The sequence below is a fragment of the Serratia sp. H402Y genome (assembly GCF_051172415.1).
In the GTDB taxonomy this organism is placed as follows: domain Bacteria; phylum Pseudomonadota; class Gammaproteobacteria; order Enterobacterales; family Enterobacteriaceae; genus Serratia; species Serratia ureilytica.
On record NZ_JBPIYZ010000001.1, the window covers coordinates 1,329,560 to 1,352,107 of the forward strand.

Consider the following 22,548-nt stretch of genomic DNA (forward strand, 5'->3'; position numbering starts at 1 on the left):
GCATTTTATGTATCAGTATGTAACCGCTGAAGGTAGTCCTTACAGGTGCAGATCGCCACCTCCGGCTGTTTTCCCAACGCCAACTGCCCGAACCCCTGCGCCAGACGCTGCACATCCTCTTGATCCAGAACGGTTATGAACGCAAAACTGTTGCTGCCGAGTTCATGATGAACGCCATTTTCGTCTGTCACCGACGTGACAAAACCTTCACGGGTCAATTGCCCGGTCAGCTTGGCCAGGTCGGTCAGTCCCGCTTCCTGATAGCGAAAAGTCACCACAAAGCAGCTTGTTGCAGATTGACTCATAAATCACCTCTTGGTATATGGATAGCTTGAGATTAGTCCAAAAAATTACTGCAGGTGTCCTTACAAGTTGTATATGCTACGCAACTCATTGAAAGGAGTGAGGGATTCTGTGAAAACAAAAATAGGTTGCCTTACGGCAATTTTGCTTTTGTCGGGGTGCGCCAAAGACCCGCAAACGGCGAGCAATATTTCAGGCAGTGGCACAACGCGCGGCGGTTGGTTAAAACCCCCTCCGCAGGCACCGGTAAACCGCACAGGCACCCCGGTTGCTTATAACGATTACATTCGTCAGGCCGCCAGCAACTACGGCGTCGACGAAACGCTGATTAAAGCGATTATTCAGGTGGAGTCCGGGTTTAACCCGAACGTGGTCAGCACCTCGAACGCAGTGGGATTGATGCAGCTGAAGGCTTCTACCGCCGGCCGCGACGCCTATCGCATGAAAGGACGAAGCGGGCAACCCAGCTCGCGTGAGCTGAAGGATCCGGCGGTCAATATTGATCTGGGAACGGCCTATATCAATATTCTTCAAAGCCAGCAGCTAGCCGGGATCAACAACCCACAGACTTTGCGTTACGCCACCATCGTTTCGTATGTGAACGGGGCGGGCGCCATGTTGCGCACTTTCTCCTCGGACAAGCGCGTGGCGGTTAATCGCATCAATCAGATGAGTCCGGATGAGTTTTATCAGCACATCCAGAAAAAGCACCCGGCACCGCAGGCGCCGCGCTATTTATGGAAAGTGACCACCGCTTATCAGGCGATGTCGCAGTAATCCCATCCTTTGAATCGGCCGCCGAACGCGGCCGATTTTGTTTTCGGCGTCAGTTTTTAGCGCGACCCGCCTCTCATTTTTCGTTATTTCCTCATCGCTTATCAGAAAAACCGCACAAAAAGTTAAATTTACGTTAGCAGATAAATCTTTACGTTCATTCAATAAGTTACCGGTAACATTTTTGCTTTTGCTCGCATTCTGACCTTCAATAAATAGACAAATAAGTAACAAATTATTTTAAAAACCCGTATCGATCGCAAGGTTGCGGTTAAATAGTTGTGACTATCTTTGGATGGAATGTGACATGTCGAATCATAAAACCAACAATTCGCGGCGCGATTTCTTGTTGAAATCGATGACCTTAATTCCTGCGGCGGTAATTGGTGGCAGCGGCGTTGGCGCGCTGACGGCCCCAGCACCAGCGGTCGCTGCCTCGAACACTTCAACGCAGAACGATTACCAACCGACCTTTTTCACCCCGGAAGAGTGGGCCTTCATCAAGGCCGCCGTCGCGCGCCTGATCCCGGCCGACGAACGCGGCCCTGGCGCGCTGGAAGCCGGCGTGCCGGAGTTTATCGATCGCCAGATGAACACGCCGTACGCCACCGGTTCCATCTGGTACATGCAGGGGCCGTTCAACCCCGATGTGCCGAAGGAAATGGGCTACCAGCTGCCGCTGGTGCCCAAGCAAATCTACAACCTCGGCATCGCAGACGCCGACGCCTACAGCAAGAAAACCGCCGGCAAGCCTTTCGCCGAACTGGATGGCGCGCAGCAAGACGCCCTGCTGCAAAAGTTTGAGTCCGGCGAGGCGGAGTTCCAGCAACTGCCGTCGAAACTGTTCTTCTCCTATCTGCTGCAAAACACCCGTGAAGGTTTCTTCAGCGATCCGATCCATGGCGGCAACAAAGACATGGTTGGCTGGAAGCTGATTAATTTTCCGGGCGCGCGCGCCGATTTTATGGACTGGGTTGAGCGAGGGGAGCGTTATCCCTTCCCGCCGGTCTCGATTCGTGGGGAGAGGGGCTAACCATGGCAACGGTAATGAAAAAAGTAGACGCGGTGATCGTCGGCTTCGGCTGGGTGGGCGCGATCATGGCCAAAGAGCTGACCGAGGCCGGCCTCAACGTGGTGGCGCTGGAGCGCGGCCCGATGCGCGACACCTACCCGGACGGTTCTTATCCGCAGGTGATCGACGAGCTGACCTATAACATTCGCCGCAAGCTGTTCCAGGATCTGTCGAAAAGCACCGTCACCATTCGCCACAACAGCAGCCAGACCGCGGTGCCTTACCGCCAGCTGGCGGCGTTCCTGCCGGGCACCGGCGTCGGCGGCGCCGGTCTGCACTGGTCGGGCGTGCATTTCCGCGTCGATCCGATCGAACTGCGCATGCGCAGCCATTATGAAGAACGCTACGGCAAAAACTTCATTCCGAAGGACATGACCATCCAGGACTTCGGCGTGACCTACGACGAGCTGGAACCGTTCTTCGACAAAGCGGAGAAAGTGTTCGGCACTTCCGGCACCGCCTGGACCATCAAAGGGCAGAAAGTGGCGCAGAAGGGCGGTAACCGCTTTGCGCCGGATCGCTCCGACGACTTCCCGCTGCCGGCGCAGAAAAACACCTACTCCGCCCAGCTGTTCGAAAAAGCGGCGCTGGAGGTGGGTTATCACCCTTACAACCTGCCGTCCGCCAACACCTCGGACTCTTACACCAACCCGTACGGCGCGCAGATGGGCCCGTGCAACTTCTGCGGTTTCTGCAGCGGCTACGCCTGCTACATGTATTCCAAAGCCTCGCCGAACGTCAACATCTTGCCGGCGCTGCGCATGGAGAAACGCTTCGAGCTGCGCACTAACGCCAACGTGCTGAAGGTTAACCTGACCGATGACAAGTCCCGCGCCACCGGCGTGAACTACGTCGATGCGCAGGGCCGTGAGATTGAACAGCCGGCCGACCTGGTGATCCTGGGCGCGTTCCAGTTCCACAACGTGCACCTGATGCTGCTGTCCGGCATCGGCAAGCCTTACGATCCGGTGACCGGCGAAGGCGTGGTCGGGCGCAACTTCGCCTACCAGAACATGACCACCATCAAGGCGTTCTTTGATAAAGACGTCTTCACCAACCCGTTCATCGGCGCCGGCGGCAACGGCGTGGGCGTGGATGACTTCAACGCCGACAACTTCGATCACGCCAAAGAAGGCTTCGTCGGCGGTTCGCCGTTCTGGGTCAACCAGGCGGGCACCAAGCCGATCTCCGGCCTGCCGACCCCTCCGGGCACCCCGGCCTGGGGCAGCAAGTGGAAAGCGGCGGTGGCGGATGCCTACACCCACCACGTCTCGATGGACGCCCACGGCGCGCACCAGTCGTACCGCAACAACTATCTGGATCTCGATCCCAACTACAAGAACGTGTTCGGCCAGCCGCTGCTGCGCATGACGTTCGACTGGCAGGAAAACGACATCAAGATGGCGCAGTTCATGTACGACAAGATGGCGCCGATCGCCAAGGCGATGAACCCGAAACTGATCGCCGGCAGCCCGAAAAACGCCAACAGCCACTTCGATACCACCAGCTACCAGACCACCCACATGAACGGCGGTGCGGTGATGGGGGAAGATCCGAAGACCAGCGCGGTCAACCGCTATCTGCAGAGCTGGGATGTGCACAACGTGTTCTCGATCGGCGCATCGGCCTTCCCGCAAGGGCTGGGCTACAACCCGACCGGCACCGTGGCGGCGCTGGCTTATTGGTCTGCCCGCGCCATTCGCGAGCAGTATCTGAAAAACCCAGGCCCATTGGTGCAGGCATAAGGACGGCGAACGATGAAAGCATTTGTACCGGCACTGGTTCTCAGTGCAGTGAGTTTCTCCGTTTGGGCGCAGGACGCCACCGTCAGCAGCGAGCTGATCAAGCGCGGCGAGTACCTGGCGCGCGCCGGTGACTGCGTGGCCTGCCATACCGATGGCAAGAACGGCAAGACCTTCGCCGGCGGCCTGGCGATGGAGACGCCAATCGGCACCATCTACTCGACCAACATTACGCCGGACAAGAAAACCGGCATTGGCGATTACAGCTTCGAGGATTTCGACAACGCGGTGCGTAAGGGCGTAGCCAAAAACGGCAGCACCCTGTACCCGGCGATGCCGTACCCGTCGTTCGCGCTGGTGAAAGAGGACGACATGCGCGCCATGTATGCCTATTTCATGCACGGCGTGCAGCCGGTGGAGCAGGCCAACAAGGACTCCGACATCCCGTGGCCGCTGTCGATGCGCTGGCCGCTGAGCATCTGGCGCGGCATGTTTGCGCCGTCGCCGTCGGATTTTGTCGCCGACGCCAAGGCCGATCCGGTGATTGAGCGCGGCCGCTACCTGGTGGAAGGCCTGGGCCACTGCGGCGCCTGCCATACCCCGCGCAGCATCACCATGCAGGAGAAAGCGTTGAGCAACAGCGAAAGCGACGACTACCTGTCCGGGAGCAACGCGCCGATCGACGGGTGGGTGGCTTCCAGCCTGCGCGGCGACCGCAAGGACGGCCTGGGCAGCTGGAGCGAAGCCGAGCTGACCGAGTTCCTGAAAACCGGCCGTAACGACAAAGCCATCGTGTTCGGCGGCATGAGCGACGTCGTGGAGCACAGCCTGCAATACCTGAGCGACGACGATCTGACCGCCATCGCGCGCTACCTGAAATCGCTGCCGCCGAAAGACGGCAAGCAGCAGGCGGCGCCGGTCGAAGACAGCGTGGCCAAGGATCTGTGGCGCGGGAATGACAGCAAGCCCGGCGCGGCCCTGTATGTTGATAACTGCGCGGCCTGCCACCGCACCGACGGCGTGGGCTACAAGCGCGCCTTTCCGTCGCTGAAGGGCAATCCGGTGGTGCAGACCGAGGACGCGACCTCGCTGATCCACATCGTGCTGACCGGCAACACCACGCCGGCGGTGCAGGGCGCGGTGTCCAACATCACCATGCCGCCGTTTGGCTGGCGTTTGAACGATCAGCAGGTGGCGGACGTGGTGAACTTCATCCGCTCCAGCTGGGGCAACAGCGCCAAACCGGTGAGCGCCTCCGACGTGGCCGACGTGCGTAAAGACCGCTCGATGATCCGCGATGAGAAGGAGATGGGCAGCGCCGAGGTGCCGGACCATCCGGACGCGAAGAAGTAAACCGTTTAAGGGCTCCGCAAGGGGCCCTTAGTTTTTCTGCCGCCGCCTGCTTTTTCAGCAGATTGTGTTCGCAAATCGTCCGTTCAGCCGATAAAACATAGACCCGCAGCGGATTTTTCATTATCCTTTGCCGTCCTTTCATCAGGCGTAAGTATGAAATATCGCTTTAATTCACTGATTATTATTAAAAAACTCGCGGAGAAGGATATCCCGTTAGGCGCAATCGTTGTCGCCGCAGATTAAGGTAGACTGTCTCATGAGTACGATTTCTCCCGATTCAGGCACGCTGACGGCCGCTCAGACTGCCAAATGGAACAAAACCGACACCGTCTGGATGTTCGGTCTCTATGCGACTGCGGTGGGCGCAGGTACGTTGTTCTTGCCGATCAACGCCGGCCTGAACGGCCCGCTGGTGCTGCTGTTGATGGCGCTGTTCGCTTTCCCGCTGACCTATTTGCCGCACCGCGCGCTCAGCCGCTTCGTGCTTTCCGGTTCCAGCCGCGACGGCAACATTCACGATGTGGTGGTGGAACACTTCGGCGTGCTGGCCGGCAAAATCATCATGGTGCTGTATCTGATGGCGTTCTTCCCGATCGTGCTGGTGTACAGCATTTCGATCACCAACGCGCTGGACAGCTTCCTGATCCATCAGTTTCACGTGGCGCCGCTGCCGCGCCTCGGGCTGAGCCTGGCCGTGGTGGTGGTGCTCAATCTGGTGCTGCTGCGCGGCAAAGACAGCATCGTGGCGGCGATGGGCATGCTGGTGTTCCCACTGCTGGTGTTCCTGATGGGCATTTCGCTCTATCTGATGCCGAGCTGGAATACCGCCAACTTCGTGCATGGCCTGGCCGCCACCCGCTTCGACACGCCGGGGTTGTGGCATTCTCTGTGGCTGGCTGTGCCGGTGATGGTGTTTTCCTTCAGCCATGCGCCGATCATCTCTTCCTTCGCCTCGACCCAGAAGAGCCTGTACGGCGACAAGGCGGAACGCCGCTGCGCGCGCATCATGCGCTACAGCTATGTGCTGATCTGCGTTACCGTGCTGTTCTTCGTGTTCAGCTGCGTGCTGAGCCTGTCTCATGAAGACATGCTGCAGGCGAAAGAGCAGAACATCACGGTGCTGACTACGCTGGCCAACAAGTTCTCCAACCCGCTGATCGCCTACCTTGGCCCGGTGATGGCGATGCTGGCGATGGCCAAATCCTATCTCGGCACCTCGCTGGGGGTGACGGAAGGGGCGACCAGCCTGATCGACGGCGTCACGCGCGCGGTCGGCAAGCCGCTCAGCTCGCGCATGACGCACCGCATTTCGGCGGTGTCGCTGTTCCTGCTCACCTGGGCGGCGACGGTGTGGAACCCCAGCGCGCTGCATATCATCGAAACCATCAGCGGCCCGCTGATTGCGGCGATCCTGTTCATCCTGCCGATGTACGCCGTGCGTGCGGTGCCGGCCATGCGCCAATATCGCGCGGCGAGCAACGTCTTCGTGCTGGTGATGGGGCTGATCGCGCTCTCGGCGCTGATCTACGGCCTGATATGATCCCCTGGGCGCGCCGGCTCCGGCGCGCCTCTTATCCTTCCTTTACACATCCCTTTGCAATTAATCGCCGGCATGCCGGGCGTTATCTTTGATAATGCAAGCCATTCTCATTAGTATTTCCTGAATGTAGTCATGACTAAGGAGTCTTTCGTGCACCGTCGAATCACTTTGCCGGCGCTGGTTTGCGCCGCCTTACTCGCCTCTCCGGCGATGGCCACTACCTATCCGTTGACCCTGACCGACACCTCCGGCCAGACGGTCACCCTCCCGCAGGAGCCGAAACGCATCGTGGTGCAGGACGGGCGCGACATTCTCACGCTGGCGCTGCTCGATCGCGCCAACCCGTTCGGCCGGCTGGTGGCCTGGAATAACCTGCTGAAGAAAAGCGACGCGGCGACCTGGGAAATCTTGCAGAGCAAATGGCCGGCGGCGAAAAACATCATCGATATGGGATTCAGCGATAAAGGCGAAGTGAATCTGGAGAGCGTGATCGCCAAGCGCCCCGATCTGATGATCGCCCAACTGCGCTCCAAGCCTTCGCTGAGCCAAACCGGCGTGCTGGATAAGCTGAAGGCGCTGAACGTGCCGGTGCTGTTTATCGATACCATGCTCAAGCCGGTGGAAAACACGCCGAAAAGCGTGACGCTGTTGGGGGAAACCCTCAACCGTGAAAGCGAAGCCAAGCAATATACCGATTATTATCAGCAGCATTATCAGGCCATTCTGGCCAAAACGCAGGCGGTGGCACCCAAACCGTTGGTGTTCTTCGAAGCCAAGGCCGGTCTGAATGGCCTGGAATCCTGCTGCTTCACCCATGCGCACGTCGGCTGGGGCGCGTTGGTCGAAGCGGTCGGCGCGCGCAACATCGGTTCTGCGCTGCTGCCGGGTGCGACCGGCGACGTGGCGCTGGAAAAAGTGATCAGCATGAAACCGGATGCCTACATCGTTTCCGGCTCGCAGTGGGCCAGCAAGACTAACGCCGCGGTGCCGTTCGGCTATGGCGTGACGCAGCAGCAGGTGGATGAGGCCTTCAACCGCATGAAACAGCGCCCGGGGTTCTCGCAGGTGTCGGCGGTGAAGGAAGGGCGGTTCTACGGTATCTACCATAACTTCTACAACCACCCGTACAACATCGTCGGGCTGGAGTATCTGGCGAAGTTTATCTATCCGGCGCAGTTCCCGGATTTGGATCCGGCCAAGACCTACAGCGAGATCCTCAGTCGCTTTACCGAAGTGCCGGAAGGCGAGGGCATTTTGGGCGCGCAGGCGCCGGCGGGGAAATAACGGCAACGGGCGCGATGTCGCGCCCGTTTTTCATGGTCAGGCGGCGGCCGGTGTATAGGTGGAGATGATCTCCAGCACGCCGTTGATGATGAACTGAACGCCCATGCACACCAGCAGGAACCCCATCAGGCGCGAGATCGCCTCGATGCCGCTTTTCCCGACCAACCGCATGATGGCGCCAGAACTGAGCAGGCAGGCCCACAGGATCACCGCGACCGTCAGGAAGATGGCGACCGGCGCCACGGCCAACACCCAGGGTTCAAAACCCAGCGAATTCGCTTTGACGCTCGACGCCGAGCTGATGATCATCGCGATGGTGCCCGGCCCGGCGGTGCTCGGCATGGCCAGCGGCACGAAGGCGATGTTGGCCGACGTCTTGTGGCGCAGCTCGTGCGACTTGCTCTCCACCTCCGGCGCGTCTTCGGGGCTCTGCTGCGGGAACAGCATGCGAAAACCGATGAAGGCGACGATCAGGCCGCCGGCGATGCGCAGGCCGGGGATCGAAATGCCGAAGGTGTTCATCACCACCTGCCCGGCGTAAAACGCCACCGTCATGATGCAGAACACATAAACCGAGGCCATCAGCGACTGCTGATTACGCTCTTCGCGCGTCATATTGCCGGACAATCCGAGCAGCAACGCCACCGTGGTCAGCGGGTTGGCCAGCGGCAACAGCAGCACCAAACCCAGTCCGATGGCCTGGAATAACTGCAAAATACCCGTCATAAAATAGACTCCCTGTGCAACGTTCAAGCCGCCAAACGGCGGCCCATGAGCTGAACAGCCTAGCCTGCCGTACGCCTGGCGGCAATGGGGATAGCTCGTAACGTTAATTAACCGTCGGCCCGGGCGTTCAGCATCGCCGGCCGGCGAAATTCGTCGGCGGGAGACTCATCGTCATCGCCGCACTCGCCGGCGAGCTCAGATTCATCCTCACACCCCAGCGGCGCCTCGTTGACCGCAATCGCGCGCGGCACCGAACGTGCGCCAAAATGCACCAGCCCATATAACGTCGCCAATGCTGCGCACGCCACGATGAGGGCTGCGAGTAACCGGTTCATGTTGTGCGCTAAGACCTTGTTCATTGGTGGATAGCGTAAGAATAGTGACGCTAAGGCGGCCTGTCAGCGTAGCGCCGCTGAAAGTAAACGCACGTCTGAAGTCATTATCATTAATTATTTTTAACTGTTTTCACCCTTTAACCGCCTGATCGATGAAGCGAGTCTATAATGGTAAGGCTTTCTGGCATTTCTTTATAATCGAAAACTTAAAAGGAGTTTTACTATGGAAGTGGCAAAAGAATGGGTAGCAGCGAAAAAAATCTCCTGGGGCAGCGTCATCGGCGGCGTGATCACCGTATTGGCTGTTTCACTGTTGCTGTCGACGTTAGGCACCAGTCTTGGATTCTCCATCGTGGATCCGACATCAGACGATCCGATAAACGGCGCCGGTACCACCGTAGTGATTTGGTCCGCTGTTTCAATCATTATTAGTTTGGCCGCCGGCGCTTTTATTGCCGGGCGTTTGGCTGCTAATGACGGACTTATTCATGGCTTCCTGGTATGGGCGACCTCACTGATTGTGGCGGCGGTGCTGGGGGGGATGCTGGTCGGGTCTGCCGTGAAGGCGACCGGCAATGCGCTGGGCGCTATCGCTTCGACCTCCGGCAGCTTGCTCTCCGGCGCCGGTTCAGCGATTGGCAAAGGGGCATCCGGATTGGCGGACGCCGGCGGTAAAGTGTTTGACAAGTTGGGCATTGACACAACCTTGGAACCTGAACAGCTGCAAGGCGATGTGGTTACGGCGCTTAAAAAAAGCGGTATCCCGTCATTGCAGCCTGAATTCATGCAACAGCAGTTGAATGCGGCCAAAACTGATTTGGCGGACGCAGTGAAAGCTCTGGCACTTCAGCCTGACAATAGCGACGCCATTATTAATCAACTGGTCGCCAAGCTTAAAAAACAGGGTGAGGCCATCTCGCAAGATGTGGATCAAGACGCCCTGAAAAAGGCCTTGGCGGAAAATACCGATATGACGCCGCAGGAAGTGGACCAGACGGTGAAGAATTTGGTCGAAGCCAAAAATAAAACTGCGCAGCTGGTTAATCAGCGTTTGGATGACGCCGAAGCAAAAATCAATCAGGCAGAACAGGAGTATGTGGAGCTGAAACAGAAGGCGCGCGAACAGGCTGCCGCTGCTGCGGACGAATTGTCGCGGGCCGCATTGTGGTCGTTCTTTGCGCTGTTGATTGGCGCAGTGGTCAGTGCGTTGGCCGGCTTGTGGGGCGTTAACACCAATGTCCGCCGTATCGCGGTATCACCTGCGCAGGCGTAATCTTCAGGCTCCTTTGCGCGTCTCGATGATATAGGGATGAGAGCCTGGAATACTGACGACGATGAAGTGACTGCCAGGAAAGACTGGCCTTACCCCGGCCCAGGTGCCGGGGTTTTTATTGTTTCGGCGTAATTAACGACCACCTTTCGCGCGGCGCAGGGCATTAGGCATCAATTGCCACGATCCCTGAGAACAGGTGGATACCATAGATGCGCTGTAAATAATAATGAGTGTGATTATGAAACAAGAACTGCATATTTTACTGGGGAAAATCGGCGCATTCGCGCTTTCCGCCGCCTTCATGGCGGCATTGGTCGGCCTGGTGTTTATCGATGTGCACTGGCTGCATAACTTCGTGCATGAAACTTCGTTGACCGAAGCGGCGCAGGAGCTGTTGCTGCTCGCCATCTCCGGCGGTTTCTTTGCCGCGGCTCGGCGACAGGCCGAGCGTCGTTCCGCCTGGCTGCTGGTTGGCGGCTTCTTTCTCTGCATGCTGATCCGCGAGATGGACTTCGCTTTCGATGCGTTGTGGCACGGCGCCTGGGTGTGGTTCGCGCTGGCGGTCGCCTTGGCCTGTCTGTGGCATGCCGCAAGGCATATTGCGGCTACGGCGCGCGGCCTGGTCTATATCGTGTCGCACCCCGGCTACGGCATGATGTGCGCCGGCCTGCTGTGCATCCTGGTGTTTTCACGCCTGTTCGGCATGAGCGCGCTGTGGCAAACGCTGATGCTGGACGGTTACAACCGGGTGGTGAAAAACATGGTGGAAGAGGGATGCGAACTGCTGGGCTACGGCCTGTGCCTGCTGGCCACCCTTAGCTACCTGAAAGGCGTGTTTGCGCCGGATAGAGCGAAAGTGTGAGGGCGGCGGCGCTTTATTTATCCGGAACAATTTTAGTGATACTATTCGCTTAGCCGAATGCGGCTGAGAAGGTATGCGTTCCATTCTGTATACCCAGTGAGGTTTCAATCTGGCAATTGTGGGCGAGATCTGAAACCTGGCTGACCAAACCCAAAATCCAATTTTCGTACTGCATGTGATCTGTCGTGTGGGTCACCACTGTAGATAAGGAATTATTAATGCCTGTTATTACCCTTCCTGACGGAAGTCAGCGTCATTTCGACCACCCCGTTTCCCCGATGGATGTCGCGCGCGATATTGGCCCTGGCCTGGCGAAAGCCTGTATCGCCGGCCGTGTCAACGGCGAGCTGGTCGACGCCGGCGATCTGATCGAATCAGATGCGCAGCTGGCCATCATCACCATCAAAGACGAAGACGGTCTGGAAATCATGCGCCACTCCTGCGCGCACCTGCTGGGTCATGCGATCAAGCAGCTGTGGCCGGATACCAAAATGGCGATCGGTCCGGTGATCGACAACGGTTTCTATTATGACGTGGACATCGATCGCACCCTGACGCAGGAAGACCTGGATCTGCTGGAAAAGCGGATGCACGAGTTGGCCGATAAGGATTACGACGTCATCAAGAAGAAGGTCAGCTGGCAAGAAGCCCGCGACACCTTCGCTGAGCGCGGCGAAATCTATAAAGTGGCGATCCTGGATGAGAACATCAGCCATGACGATCGTCCGGGCCTGTATCACCACGAAGAATACGTCGACATGTGCCGCGGTCCGCACGTGCCGAACATGCGTTTCTGCCACCATTTCAAACTGCAGAAAACCTCCGGCGCTTACTGGCGCGGCGACAGCAAAAACAAAATGCTGCAGCGTATCTACGGTACCGCCTGGGCAGACAAGAAGCAGCTGAACGCCTACCTGCAACGCCTGGAAGAAGCGGCCAAGCGCGATCACCGCAAGATCGGCAAACAGCTCGACCTGTATCATATGCAGGAAGAAGCGCCGGGCATGGTGTTCTGGCACAACGACGGTTGGACGATCTTCCGCGAGCTGGAAGCCTTCGTGCGCATGAAGCTCAAAGAGTACCAGTACCAGGAAGTGAAAGGTCCGTTCATGATGGACCGCGTGCTGTGGGAAAAAACCGGCCACTGGGAAAACTACAAAGACGCCATGTTCACCACCGCGTCGGAAAACCGCGAATACTGCATCAAGCCGATGAACTGCCCGGGTCACGTGCAGATCTTCAACCAGGGCCTGAAGTCGTACCGCGATTTGCCGCTGCGCATGGGCGAATTCGGCAGCTGCCACCGCAACGAGCCTTCGGGTTCCCTGCACGGCCTGATGCGCGTGCGCGGCTTCACGCAGGATGACGCCCACATCTTCTGTACCGAAGAGCAGGTGCGCGCCGAAGTGAACGAATGCATTCGCATGGTCTATGACGTGTACGGCACTTTCGGCTTCGACAAGATCGCCGTCAAGCTGTCCACGCGCCCGGAAAAACGCATCGGCACCGACGACATGTGGACCCGTGCGGAAGAAGACCTGGCCGCCGCGCTGACCGAGAACGGCATTCCGTTTGAATATCAGCCGGGTGAGGGCGCCTTCTACGGACCGAAAATTGAATTTACCCTGCATGATTGTTTGGATCGCGCATGGCAATGTGGTACCGTGCAGCTCGATTTCTTCTTGCCGGGCCGTTTGGGCGCATCGTACGTTGGCGAAAACAACGATCGCGTCGTGCCGGTAATGATTCACCGCGCCATTTTGGGCTCCATGGAACGTTTCATCGGTATCCTTACCGAAGAATACGCCGGGTTCTACCCGACCTGGATCGCCCCGGTGCAGGTGGTGGTGATGAATATCACCGATAGCCAGTCTGATTACGTCCAGCAATTGACCAAAAAACTGCAGGATGCAGGTATTCGCGTGAAAGCGGACTTGAGAAATGAGAAGATTGGCTTTAAAATTCGCGAACATACTTTACGTCGAGTCCCTTACATGTTGGTGTGCGGTGACAAAGAGGTCGAAGCAGGCAAAGTTGCCGTTCGTACCCGCCGTGGCAAAGACTTGGGAAGCCTGGACGTAAACGAAGTCGTAGACAAGCTGCTGAAAGAGATTCGCAGCCGTAGTCTTCATCAACTGGAGGAATAAAGTATTAAAGGCGGAAAACGAGTTCAACCGGCGCGTCCTAATCGCATTAACAGAGAAATTCGCGCGCAAGAAGTTCGCCTAACCGGCGTCGATGGCGAGCAGATTGGTATTGTCAGTCTGAATGAAGCTCTTGAAAAAGCTGAGGAAGCGGGCGTTGATTTAGTAGAAATCAGCCCAAATGCCGAACCGCCAGTTTGCCGAATCATGGATTACGGCAAATTCCTCTACGAGAAGAGCAAGTCGACGAAAGAACAGAAGAAGAAGCAAAAAGTTATCCAGGTCAAGGAAATCAAATTCCGTCCTGGCACCGATGATGGCGACTATCAGGTCAAACTACGCAACCTGATTCGCTTTCTGGAAGATGGCGATAAAGCCAAAATCACCCTGCGTTTCCGCGGGCGTGAGATGGCGCACCAGCAGATCGGCATGGAAGTGCTTAACCGCGTCCGTAAAGACCTGTGTGAAGATATGGATCTGGCAGTGGTCGAGTCCTTCCCTACGAAGATCGAAGGCCGCCAGATGATTATGGTGCTCGCTCCTAAGAAGAAACAGTAAGGCTTACAAGTAATGGAACCCGCGCGGCGCTTGCGCTGTGTGGGTTTTATTCGCCCAACTGATTCGTTGTTTAACAATGCGAAGTGGATTTAATTAAAATGCCAAAGATTAAAACTGTACGTGGTGCAGCCAAGCGCTTCAAAAAAACCGGCAGCGGTGGTTTTAAGCGTAAACATGCCAACCTGCGTCATATTCTGACCAAAAAAGCAACCAAGCGTAAACGTCACCTGCGTCCGAAAGGCATGGTGTCTAAAAACGATCTGGTCCTGGTTACCGCGTGCCTGCCGTACGCATAAGCCATTTTTTTTGAATTTAGAATAAGACTTTAGGAGAGAGCATATGGCTCGCGTAAAACGTGGTGTAATTGCACGCGCACGTCACAAGAAAATCATGAAGCAGGCGAAAGGTTACTACGGTGCCCGTTCGCGCGTATATCGTGTTGCCTTCCAGGCAGTAATCAAAGCAGGTCAGTATGCTTACCGTGACCGTCGTCAACGTAAGCGTCAGTTCCGTCAGCTGTGGATTGCACGTATCAACGCAGCTGCTCGTCAGAACGGTCTGTCTTACAGCAAGTTCATCAACGGCCTGAAAAAAGCCTCGATCGAAATTGACCGTAAGATCCTGGCTGACATCGCAGTCTTCGACAAAGTGGCCTTCGGCGCACTGGTTGAGAAAGCGAAAGCAGCTCTGGCGTAAGTCAGTAGAAGAGGGAGCTTGCTCCCTCTTTTAATCTTTGTTTTCAGCGACAAATATTGACTTTCATTGCCCGCCGCTATATCACTGGTGGACAATCATCGACAAGGTACCGCAATCATGCACGCAGCTATTTTTCGTTTCTTTTTTTACTTTAGCGCCTGATTTCAGGAGGCTTTGCGCGTAAGAAAAGAAACGAAAAGTAGCGCCTAAGCCTCCCTCGTGGAGGCTTTTTTGTTTTTGGCCATCGTCCCGCCTTGCAAAGCGTTGCGGTGAGAACGGCGGGTACTCAGCCGGCCCTGCGCCGCGCAGGCGAGCCGCCTGGCCGGCAACGCATTGAAAAGTCTTTGAAGATTGCTCAAAGGCGTGTTCGAATAATAGATAACAATTACTTAGGGCCATCCCGGCCAGAGGAAGAGGAAAGCAATGCCACATCTCGCAGAGCTGGTTGCCAATGCCAAGGCAGCCGTAGAAGATGCCCAGGATGTTGCCGCGTTAGATTTGGTGCGCGTCGAATATTTTGGCAAGAAAGGTCATTTCACCTTGCAGATGCAGTCTCTGCGCGACGTACCGGCGGAAGACCGTCCGGCGGCCGGCGCGGTGATCAACCAGGCCAAGCAAGAGGTGCAAGACGCCCTGAACGCGCGCAAGAACGCGCTGGAAAGCGCCGCGCTGAACGCGCGCCTGGCGGCTGAAACCATCGACGTCTCCCTGCCGGGCCGTCGCATGGAAAACGGCGGCCTGCACCCGGTGACCCGTACCATCGACCGCATCGAAACCTTCTTCGGCGAGCTGGGCTTCTCCGTCGCTACCGGCCCGGAGATTGAAGACGATTACCATAACTTCGACGCGCTGAACATTCCAGGGCATCACCCGGCGCGCGCCGACCACGATACTTTCTGGTTCGACGCTACGCGCCTGCTGCGCACTCAGACCTCCGGCGTGCAGATCCGCACCATGAAGAACCAGCAACCGCCGATCCGCATCATTGCGCCGGGCCGCGTTTATCGTAACGACTACGATCAGACTCACACCCCGATGTTCCACCAGATGGAAGGGCTGATCGTCGATAAAGACATCAGTTTCACCAACCTGAAGGGCACGCTGCACGATTTCCTGAATAACTTCTTTGAAGAAGACCTGCAGGTTCGTTTCCGTCCGTCCTACTTCCCGTTCACCGAGCCGTCCGCCGAAGTGGACGTGATGGGTAAAAACGGTAAATGGCTGGAAGTGCTGGGCTGCGGCATGGTGCATCCGAACGTGCTGCGCAACGTGGGCATCGATCCGGAAGTTTACTCCGGCTTCGCCTTCGGTATGGGCATGGAGCGCCTGACGATGCTGCGTTACGGCGTCACCGACCTGCGCGCATTCTTCGAAAACGATCTGCGTTTCCTCAAACAGTTTAAGTAAGGCGGGAATATCACATGAAATTCAGTGAACTCTGGTTGCGCGAGTGGGTAAACCCGGCCATCAGCAGCGAAGCATTATCCGATCAAATCACCATGGCCGGTTTGGAAGTGGACGGCGTGGATCCGGTTGCCGGCGCGTTTAACGGCGTCGTGGTGGGTGAGGTTGTCGAGTGCGGTCAGCACCCGAACGCCGATAAACTGCGCGTCACTAAAGTTAACGTGGGCGGCGATCGCTTGCTCGACATCGTCTGCGGCGCGCCGAACTGCCGCACCGGCCTGAAAGTGGCGGTCGCCACCGTGGGCGCGGTGCTGCCGGGCGATTTCAAAATCAAGGCCGCCAAACTGCGCGGCGAACCTTCGGAAGGCATGCTGTGTTCGTTCTCCGAGCTGGGCATTTCCGACGATCATGACGGCATTATCGAACTGCCGCTGGATGCGCCGATCGGCACCGACATCCGTGACTATCTGAAACTGAACGACAACACCATCGAGATCAGCGTCACCCCGAACCGCGCCGACTGCCTGGGCATCATCGGCGTCGCGCGTGACGTGGGCGTACTGAACCAGGTTGCGCTGACCGAACCGGACATGAGCCCGGTGCCCGCGACGATTGACGCCACGCTGCCGATCCGCGTTGACGCGCCGCAGGCGTGCCCGCGTTATCTGGGCCGCGTGGTGAAAGGCATCGACGTCAAGGCGCCAAGCCCGCTGTGGATGCGTGAAAAACTGCGTCGTTGCGGTATCCGTTCTATCGATGCCGTCGTCGACGTCACCAACTATGTGCTGTTGGAACTTGGCCAGCCGATGCACGCTTTCGATCTGAGCCGCATCGACGGCGGCATCGTGGTACGCATGGCGGAAGAAGGGGAAACCTTGACGCTGCTGGACGGCAACGAAGCCAAACTGAACGCCGACACCTTAGTGATCGCCGATCACCAAAAAGCATTGGCGATGGGCGGCATCTTCGGCGGCGAGCATTCCGGCGTCAACGGCGAAACCCAGGACGTGCTGCTGGAGTGCGCTTTCTTCAGCCCGCTGTCGATCACCGGCCGCGCGCGCCGTCACGGCCTGCACACCGATGCTTCTCACCGCTATGAGCGCGGCGTCGATCCGGCGCTGCAGTACAAAGCCATGGAGCGCGCCACGCGCCTGCTGCTCGACATCTGCGGCGGCCAGGCCGGCCCGATTATCGACGTGACTCACGAGAATGAACTGCCGAAACGCGCCACCATCACGCTGCGCCGCGAGAAGCTGGATCGCCTGATCGGCCACGTGGTGCCGAGCGAGCAGGTCAGCGACATTCTGCGCCGCCTGGGTTGCCAGGTGACCGAACAGGGCGACAGCTGGCAAGCGGTCGCGCCGAGCTGGCGTTTCGATATGGAGATCGAAGAGGATCTGGTGGAAGAAGTGGCGCGCGTTTACGGCTACGACAACATTCCGGATGTGCCGGTGCGCGCCGATTTGGTGATGACCCAGCATCGCGAAGCCGATCTGACGCTCAAGCGCGTGAAGACCATGCTGGTCGATCACGGTTATCAGGAAGCGATCACCTACAGCTTCGTCGATCCGAAAGTGCAGGCGCTGCTGCACCCGAATGAAGAAGCGCTGATCCTGCCGAGCCCGATTTCGGTCGAAATGTCGGCGATGCGTCTGTCGCTGTGGACCGGTTTGCTGTCCGCGGTGGTGTACAACCAGAACCGCCAGCAGACGCGCCTGCGCCTGTTCGAAAGCGGCCTGCGCTTTGTGCCTGATAGTGCGGCAGATCTGGGTATCCGTCAGGACGTCATGCTGGCGGGCGTGATCGCCGGCCATACGCACGATGAACACTGGGATCTGGCGCGCAAGCCCGTCGACTTCTATGATTTAAAAGGGGATCTGGAGTCTGTCCTCGAGCTGACCGGTAAATTATCCGAAATTCAGTTCCGGGCGGAAGCCAATCCGGCCCTGCATCCAGGGCAAAGTGCGGCGATTTATTTGCACGGCGAACGCGTTGGTTTCATCGGTGTGGTTCACCCGGAACTTGAACGTAAACTGGATCTTAACGGCCGCACCGTGGTGTTTGAACTGGAGTGGAACAAGCTTGCGAGCCGCGCCGTGCCTCAGGCGCGGGAGATTTCGCGCTTCCCGGCAAACCGCCGTGATATCGCCATTGTGGTGGCTGAAAACGTCCCCGCAGAAGATATTTTGGCCGAGTGTAAGAAAGTTGGCGCAAATCAGGTAGTTGGCGTAAACTTGTTTGACGTGTACCGTGGCAAGGGCGTGGCAGAAGGTGACAAGAGCCTGGCTATCAGTCTGGTATTGCAGGATACCGCTCGTACACTGGAAGAAGAGGAGATAGCCGCTACCGTTGCAAAATGCGTAGAGGCTCTAAAACAGCGATTCCAAGCATCCTTGAGGGATTGAACCTATGGCGCTTACTAAAGCTGAAATGTCAGAACACCTGTTTGAGAAGCTTGGGCTTAGCAAACGGGACGCCAAAGACCTGGTGGAACTGTTCTTTGAAGAGGTCCGTCGGGCCCTTGAGAATGGCGAACAGGTAAAACTGTCGGGTTTTGGCAACTTTGATCTGCGTGACAAGAACCAACGTCCGGGGCGTAACCCGAAGACCGGCGAAGACATTCCGATTACGGCGCGCCGCGTGGTGACCTTCCGTCCGGGGCAGAAGCTGAAAAGCCGGGTAGAAAACGCCAGCCCGAAAGGGTGAGTGACGTGACATCAAAAAAGGCCGCTTGCGCGGCCTTTTTCTTTTCTGGGACAAAATTCAGTTTATTCCTAATCGATAAGACATGACTCCATTGAGCCGTTAAGTCGGCACGGCGAAAATTATTGCCATTAATTACGGAATATTCTTATATCTTATTTCATGTAATGCGTGGCTTTTATTTCTCACTTCAATAACGGCCGTAATAATGGCCAGGGCCATCGCCACGGTGGCCGCCGCCTCCGTGAGGGCCCCAGCAACAGGCGCTAAGGGTTGAGGCCAGGGCGACCACGGCCAGCAGCATACCGAGTCGTTTAATCATCTTATTATCCTCCGGTGGGGATCCGTTTAATTATCATTGTCGCGCCGCTTAAGCGATGTCAGTTATTCGTTAAGCCTTGGCAGAGGCAATAATAATTAAAGACGTCGGCAAACAGTGTCGGGATTGTGTAAGGCCGTCGAAAACGATCTGAAAATAGGCACCGGTGAGATAGTCGCTAAATAAGCGCACTGATATAACCACTGCAGCAAGAAAAATAGAGTGAGAAGGCAAAATGAAAAAGATCCTGTTGCTGGTGTGTTTCCCTCTGTTGCTGCCGCTGGCGGCACAGGCCGATGTCTCCGTCGATATCAACGTGCCGGGCGTTTCCCTGCATTTGGGGGATCAGGACCGCCGTGGTTACTACTGGGATGGCTACGACTGGCGTCCCCCGCAATGGTGGCATGCACACCAGGGCCGCGGTTTGGGGGAGCGAAATGCGCGCGGCCTGTACTGGGACGGCGGGCGCTGGCAGCCTTCGCCGCCGCGTGGCTATGAGCATCGCGAGCCGGCGCGCAGCGGCAATCCTTTCCACGGCGATCGCGATAATCGTGATCATGATGGCCGCCATGACGATCGCGGCGACCATGACCGGCGCGATGACGGCCGCGGCCGGCCCTATCCGCAGGGCAACCCCGGTCAGCATCGTTAACCCCTGAGTTTATCGGCGGCTGGTTTTGCCATCATCCTGGCGATGACGGGCAGGGCCAGCCGCTGCTTTCCTGCGCCATCGCTTACGCAAGGCTTCCCCTTGCGGCGTTAACCCCCTAATATTTGACTCAGACGTCAATTATCCGGCCACGACAGCGGCCGGCAGGGAATCGCCGCGCCATGCCAACCAGCCGTACCTTCACCTTACTGTTGCAACATCAACGTTACCGCGATAAACGCCAGGTCATTCTGTTGGCGCTGGGCGTGGTGCTGGCATTGCTGTTTAGCCTTTGCGCCGGCGATCGATGGATATGGCCGTCAGAATGGTTCAGCGATCGGGCGCAGCTGTTCGTCTGGCAACTGCGATTGCCGCGTGCGCTGGCGGTGATGTTGGTCGGCGCAGCCCTGGCGGTAGCCGGGGCGGTGATGCAGGCGCTGTTTGAAAACCCGTTGGCGGAACCTGGCCTGCTGGGGGTGGCGAACGGCGCCGGCGTCGCGCTGGTGCTGACGGTGCTGCTGGGCCACGGTTTGCTGCCGGTAGCGCTGATGAGCGCCGCCGCGATAGCAGGCGCGCTGGCGATGACGTTCTTGCTGCTGGGCTTCGCTCGCCGGCGCCGCCTGACCAATACGCGGCTGTTGCTGGTGGGAGTGGCGCTGGGCATCGTGTGCAGCGCGCTGATGACCTGGGCGGTCTATTTCAGCACCAGTCTCGATCTGCGGCAGTTGATGTACTGGATGATGGGGGGCTTCGGCGGCGTCGACTGGCGCCAAAAGTGGCTGGTGTTGGCGCTGCTGCCGGTGCTGCTGTGGCTGTGCGGCCAGGGGCGAGCGCTTAACCTGATGGCGCTGGGCGAGGTGCAGGCGCGGCAGCTCGGGCTGTCGCTGCATCTGTGGCGCAACCTGCTGGTGCTGGCGATCGGCTGGCTGGTGGGCGTCAGCGTGGCGCTCGCCGGGGTGATCGGCTTCGTCGGGCTGGTGATCCCGCATATTTTGCGGCTCACCGGCCTGACCGACCAACGCTATCTGTTGCCGGCCTGCGCGCTGGCGGGTGCCGGCGTGTTGCTGGTGGCCGATGTGATCGCCCGCGTTGCGCTGCTGGCGGCCGAACTGCCGATCGGCGTGGTGACCGCTACGCTGGGAGCGCCGCTATTTATCTGGTTACTGACCCGGGCAAAAGGCGTAAGGTAGTTTTCTTCATTCACCTGCCATTAAAAAACTACAGGATGACAACCGATGAGCAATCCAATTTATAACCTGCCGTTACAGACCATCGAAAATCAGGCTACCACGCTGGGGGCCTATCAGGGCAAGGTGCTACTGGTGGTCAACGTGGCCTCGGAGTGCGGCCTGACGAAGCAATATGAAGGGCTGGAAGCGCTGTACGAAACCTATCGCGATCGGGGGCTGGAAGTGCTGGGGTTCCCGTCCAATGAATTCCTGGGGCAGGAGCCGGGCAGCAACGAAGAGATCCTGGCGTTTTGCCGCGGCACTTTCGGCGTGCAATTCCCGATGTTCGCCAAGATTGAGGTGAACGGCGAACACCGTCATCCACTGTATCAGGCGCTGATTGCCGCGCAGCCGGCTGCTGTCGCGCCGCAGGGCAGCGAGTTCCTGGCGCGGATGACCAGCAAAGGGCGTGCGCCGAAGCACGCCGGCGATATTTTGTGGAACTTCGAGAAATTCCTCATCGCGCGCGACGGCACGGTGATCCAGCGCTTCTCGCCTGACACCACGCCGGAAGATCCGGCGCTGGTGGCGGCGGTGAAACAAGCGCTGGCAGGGTAAGACGGATGCTGCAACTCGTTGAGGTTGGGGTGGCGGGGCGCCTGGCGCCTTTTTCGGCACAGATTGACGGCGGGTTGCAGGTTCACCTGATCGGCCCAAACGGCGCCGGGAAGAGCACTCTGCTGGCGCGGGTGGCGGGCATGCTGCCGGGGCTGGGCGAGGTTCGTCTGGACGGACGCGCGCTCTCAGATTATCCGGGGAGCGAACTGGCATCCCGGCGCGGTTACCTCAGCCAGCAACAGCCGCCGGTGTCGCTGATGCCGGTGTTTCAGTATTTGGCGCTGCACCGGCCTGCGGCGGCGACGCAAACCGATGTGGAGCACGCCATCCTCTATCTGTGCCGGCGGTTGAAGCTGGTGGATAAGCTGTCACGCATGCTGACGCAGCTTTCTGGAGGCGAATGGCAACGGGTGCGGCTGGCGGCGGTCTTGCTGCAGGTGTGGCCCAGCGTCAATCCGCACAGCCGCCTGTTGTTGCTGGATGAGCCGACCAACAGCCTGGATGTGGCGCAGAAAGTCGCGCTGGATCGCCTGCTGCGCGAATTCTGCCAGAGCGGGCGCAGCGCGCTGGTATGCGCGCACGATCTGAATCACACCCTGCAGCAGGCCGATCGGGTTTGGTTGCTGCATGCCGGCCGGCTGGTGGCGCAGGGCGTCACGCGTGAAGTGATGGCGCCCGCGCTGCTGTCGCAGATTTATGAAGTGGATTTCCAGCTGCAATGGGTCGGGGACCAGCGTTGGATCATGACCCGCACGGCTTAATTAACCCGGTCGGCGGGGCGCAACGTAAACGGAAACTAAACATAGTGAATATAAATAGTCAGATAAGCATCGGCGAATATTGTGCGGTCTCTCATTTTCATACCGATTTTCTTGAAAAACGTCGATGACGTGCTACGCTTGATTCGGCAAAAATAAAATACGTAAGTAATTATTAAAAAATATAAGAAATTGATTTACATAATAAAATTAAATTAATGATGACGGCACCTTCCTATCAGTTCTCCCACTGATGACAAGTCTCG

General features: G+C 57.8%; 23 protein-coding genes and 1 other annotated feature. Of the genes, 20 read left to right on the forward strand and 3 right to left on the reverse strand.

Annotation, left to right across the window (positions count from 1 at the left end):
* Positions 1-5: 5 nt before the first annotated feature.
* On the reverse strand, positions 6-305 hold the full coding sequence (gene ghoS / locus ACSBQS_RS06770; RefSeq protein WP_033642868.1) for a type V toxin-antitoxin system endoribonuclease antitoxin GhoS: 300 nt from the start codon (positions 303-305) through the stop codon (positions 6-8).
* 109 nt (positions 306-414) lie between these two features.
* Between ghoS and ACSBQS_RS06775 the strand changes: the two genes are divergently transcribed.
* From ACSBQS_RS06775 to ACSBQS_RS06800, 6 genes are all read left to right on the forward strand, one after another.
* Entirely contained in the window at positions 415-1,080 is a 666-nt protein-coding gene (locus ACSBQS_RS06775; RefSeq protein ID WP_004931439.1) for a transglycosylase SLT domain-containing protein, read from the forward strand.
* A 304-nt stretch (positions 1,081-1,384) separates the two neighbouring features.
* Complete coding sequence (locus ACSBQS_RS06780; RefSeq protein WP_033652465.1) at positions 1,385-2,110, forward strand: gluconate 2-dehydrogenase subunit 3 family protein; 726 nt, start codon at positions 1,385-1,387, stop codon at positions 2,108-2,110.
* Between the two features lie 2 nt (positions 2,111-2,112).
* A complete protein-coding gene (locus ACSBQS_RS06785) occupies positions 2,113-3,894 on the forward strand; it encodes a GMC family oxidoreductase (protein WP_004931432.1) in 1,782 nt (593 codons plus the stop codon).
* A 12-nt stretch (positions 3,895-3,906) separates the two neighbouring features.
* Positions 3,907-5,244, forward strand: coding sequence for a c-type cytochrome (locus ACSBQS_RS06790; RefSeq protein WP_060660792.1), 1,338 nt, complete (start codon positions 3,907-3,909; stop codon positions 5,242-5,244).
* Positions 5,245-5,500: 256 nt separating this feature from the next.
* Complete coding sequence (locus ACSBQS_RS06795) at positions 5,501-6,784, forward strand: HAAAP family serine/threonine permease (protein WP_434990041.1); 1,284 nt, start codon at positions 5,501-5,503, stop codon at positions 6,782-6,784.
* 150 nt (positions 6,785-6,934) lie between these two features.
* Positions 6,935-8,068 carry an ABC transporter substrate-binding protein gene (locus ACSBQS_RS06800; RefSeq protein ID WP_333550176.1) on the forward strand — a complete coding sequence of 378 codons (1,134 nt, stop codon included), beginning with the start codon at positions 6,935-6,937 and terminating at the stop codon, positions 8,066-8,068.
* A 36-nt stretch (positions 8,069-8,104) separates the two neighbouring features.
* On the opposite strand, the gene ACSBQS_RS06805 is transcribed toward ACSBQS_RS06800, so the two are convergent.
* The gene (locus tag ACSBQS_RS06805; RefSeq protein WP_033652461.1) at positions 8,105-8,794 is read right to left on the reverse strand and encodes a MarC family NAAT transporter; all 690 of its coding nucleotides are present in this window, start codon (positions 8,792-8,794) and stop codon (positions 8,105-8,107) included.
* Positions 8,795-8,901: 107 nt separating this feature from the next.
* Positions 8,902-9,129 (reverse strand): hypothetical protein, encoded by a 228-nt coding sequence (locus ACSBQS_RS06810; RefSeq protein WP_434990044.1) that lies wholly within the window; start codon positions 9,127-9,129, stop codon positions 8,902-8,904.
* Between the two features lie 223 nt (positions 9,130-9,352).
* Here ACSBQS_RS06810 and ACSBQS_RS06815 point away from each other — a divergent pair, with 223 nt between their 5' ends.
* The 14 genes from ACSBQS_RS06815 (at position 9,353) to btuD (ending at position 22,285) form a co-directional block, all read left to right on the forward strand.
* Positions 9,353-10,402, forward strand: a complete 1,050-nt coding sequence (locus ACSBQS_RS06815; protein ID WP_197749777.1) for a YrzE family protein — start codon at positions 9,353-9,355, stop codon at positions 10,400-10,402.
* A 238-nt stretch (positions 10,403-10,640) separates the two neighbouring features.
* The gene (locus ACSBQS_RS06820) at positions 10,641-11,264 is read left to right on the forward strand and encodes a hypothetical protein (RefSeq protein WP_047026212.1); all 624 of its coding nucleotides are present in this window, start codon (positions 10,641-10,643) and stop codon (positions 11,262-11,264) included.
* 218 nt (positions 11,265-11,482) lie between these two features.
* Positions 11,483-13,411 carry a threonine--tRNA ligase gene (gene thrS / locus ACSBQS_RS06825; RefSeq protein ID WP_025159696.1) on the forward strand — a complete coding sequence of 643 codons (1,929 nt, stop codon included), beginning with the start codon at positions 11,483-11,485 and terminating at the stop codon, positions 13,409-13,411.
* A gap of 3 nt (positions 13,412-13,414) precedes the next feature.
* Positions 13,415-13,966, forward strand: a complete 552-nt coding sequence (gene infC, locus ACSBQS_RS06830; protein WP_048233542.1) for a translation initiation factor IF-3 — start codon at positions 13,415-13,417, stop codon at positions 13,964-13,966.
* Positions 13,967-14,064: 98 nt separating this feature from the next.
* Positions 14,065-14,262 carry a 50S ribosomal protein L35 gene (gene rpmI / locus ACSBQS_RS06835; RefSeq protein WP_004931418.1) on the forward strand — a complete coding sequence of 66 codons (198 nt, stop codon included), beginning with the start codon at positions 14,065-14,067 and terminating at the stop codon, positions 14,260-14,262.
* Positions 14,263-14,305: 43 nt separating this feature from the next.
* Complete coding sequence (gene rplT / locus ACSBQS_RS06840; protein WP_004931417.1) at positions 14,306-14,662, forward strand: 50S ribosomal protein L20; 357 nt, start codon at positions 14,306-14,308, stop codon at positions 14,660-14,662.
* 113 nt (positions 14,663-14,775) lie between these two features.
* Positions 14,776-14,898, forward strand: a sequence feature (Phe leader region).
* Positions 14,780-14,824 carry a pheST operon leader peptide PheM gene (gene pheM / locus ACSBQS_RS06845; protein WP_121626058.1) on the forward strand — a complete coding sequence of 15 codons (45 nt, stop codon included), beginning with the start codon at positions 14,780-14,782 and terminating at the stop codon, positions 14,822-14,824. (Overlaps the previous feature by 45 nt.)
* A gap of 187 nt (positions 14,899-15,085) precedes the next feature.
* Positions 15,086-16,069, forward strand: coding sequence for a phenylalanine--tRNA ligase subunit alpha (gene pheS, locus ACSBQS_RS06850; protein ID WP_004931416.1), 984 nt, complete (start codon positions 15,086-15,088; stop codon positions 16,067-16,069).
* 14 nt (positions 16,070-16,083) lie between these two features.
* Positions 16,084-18,471 (forward strand): phenylalanine--tRNA ligase subunit beta, encoded by a 2,388-nt coding sequence (gene pheT / locus ACSBQS_RS06855; RefSeq protein WP_033652458.1) that lies wholly within the window; start codon positions 16,084-16,086, stop codon positions 18,469-18,471.
* A gap of 4 nt (positions 18,472-18,475) precedes the next feature.
* Positions 18,476-18,772, forward strand: coding sequence for an integration host factor subunit alpha (gene ihfA / locus ACSBQS_RS06860; protein ID WP_004931414.1), 297 nt, complete (start codon positions 18,476-18,478; stop codon positions 18,770-18,772).
* A gap of 551 nt (positions 18,773-19,323) precedes the next feature.
* On the forward strand, positions 19,324-19,740 hold the full coding sequence (locus tag ACSBQS_RS06865; RefSeq protein ID WP_047026211.1) for a DUF2502 domain-containing protein: 417 nt from the start codon (positions 19,324-19,326) through the stop codon (positions 19,738-19,740).
* 179 nt (positions 19,741-19,919) lie between these two features.
* A complete protein-coding gene (btuC, locus tag ACSBQS_RS06870) occupies positions 19,920-20,927 on the forward strand; it encodes a vitamin B12 ABC transporter permease BtuC (protein ID WP_176589518.1) in 1,008 nt (335 codons plus the stop codon).
* A gap of 45 nt (positions 20,928-20,972) precedes the next feature.
* The gene (locus ACSBQS_RS06875) at positions 20,973-21,524 is read left to right on the forward strand and encodes a glutathione peroxidase (RefSeq protein ID WP_033642881.1); all 552 of its coding nucleotides are present in this window, start codon (positions 20,973-20,975) and stop codon (positions 21,522-21,524) included.
* A 5-nt stretch (positions 21,525-21,529) separates the two neighbouring features.
* The gene (gene btuD, locus ACSBQS_RS06880) at positions 21,530-22,285 is read left to right on the forward strand and encodes a vitamin B12 ABC transporter ATP-binding protein BtuD (RefSeq protein ID WP_033642882.1); all 756 of its coding nucleotides are present in this window, start codon (positions 21,530-21,532) and stop codon (positions 22,283-22,285) included.
* The last annotated feature ends 263 nt before the right edge of the window (positions 22,286-22,548 follow it).